This window comes from Delftia sp. S65 (genome assembly GCF_016516495.1).
GTDB lineage: Bacteria > Pseudomonadota > Gammaproteobacteria > Burkholderiales > Burkholderiaceae_C > Comamonas > Comamonas acidovorans.
Genome location: NZ_JACVUR010000132.1, coordinates 1 through 223 on the forward strand (window position 1 = coordinate 1; position 223 = coordinate 223).

The 223-nt window shown below is 66.8% G+C and carries 1 protein-coding gene; it reads right to left on the minus strand.

Annotated elements, in window-relative coordinates; genetic code table 11:
• On the minus strand, positions 1–223 hold a 223-nt coding region (locus IAE24_RS30130; protein WP_200016430.1), incomplete at both ends, for a hypothetical protein.

The following is a 223-nucleotide window of genomic DNA, read 5'->3' on the forward strand; positions in this document are numbered from 1 at the left end:
ACCAATGGACTCGCTGGCCTGCATCACGATGCCGAAGCCCTCGCCCAGATCGTCGATCGATACCGTCACCGGGTAGTTGGTGCGTTCCTCGCCACCCAGGACCGTGAGGCCTTCCCAGGTTCTGGCGGCGGTGTCCACGTCCTGCGCCGCGCTGTAGCGGTAGTTGAGCAGGGTGGAGAACAGCGGCGTGCCTCCCTCCAGCGCACTGCAGCGCTGCGCCAGC